Source organism: Colwellia sp. BRX8-5, assembly GCF_014077325.1.
Lineage (GTDB): Bacteria > Pseudomonadota > Gammaproteobacteria > Enterobacterales > Alteromonadaceae > Colwellia_A.
The window spans coordinates 1-552 of record NZ_JACGVR010000086.1; the positions used below are offsets into that span (position 1 = coordinate 1).

A 552-nucleotide genomic window follows, 5' to 3' on the forward strand; every position below is an offset into this window, starting at 1 on the left:
ACTGTCCCAAATAGTGGTGCTCAAGGTAAAGCCTAACAAGGCGTTCAAACGGACAAAAAACAGTTGGCTGTTTCACTCCGTTCACAATTTTAGCCAACAATTTTTTGCCGCTTAACGTGGCGTTATGTGATTCTGAGGTTTAGTGTGTTCAAATATGTTTTGTTTATCTTTCTATTGTTAAATACCTACTATATGAATGCTAACGAATTTGATAATTTAATTATTGAAGTAAAAAATGAAGGCTTGTTTGTTGATAAAGAAATAGTTGATGATCTCAAACAATATATCCAAGAATCATTTGATTGTCAGGGGAAAGTAATTTTAATGATTGATAGAAATATCGAGCATAAAAAGATTCCTATAATCATGGATATGTTAAAAAAATTAGGTTGCGATAAAATATCAATTGCATCGGTTTGAGTACAATCACATAACAACACGCCCTGAGGTGGACAACTAGTAAAATTTAGCTATTTATTGCAAATTTTAACAGTGGCGATCCTCTTCGGTTTAATGCTTCTAAATATTTTGATTCGTTGTAGGGCATCTTCG

1 protein-coding gene is annotated in these 552 nt (G+C 32.8%); it reads left to right on the top strand.

The genetic code is table 11. The features are described 5' to 3' along the window. Nucleotides 1-192: 192 nt before the first annotated feature. Nucleotides 193-420 carry a hypothetical protein gene (locus H4J62_RS19990; protein WP_182218795.1) on the top strand — a complete coding sequence of 76 codons (228 nt, stop codon included), beginning with the start codon at nucleotides 193-195 and terminating at the stop codon, nucleotides 418-420. Nucleotides 421-552: the final 132 nt, after the last annotated feature.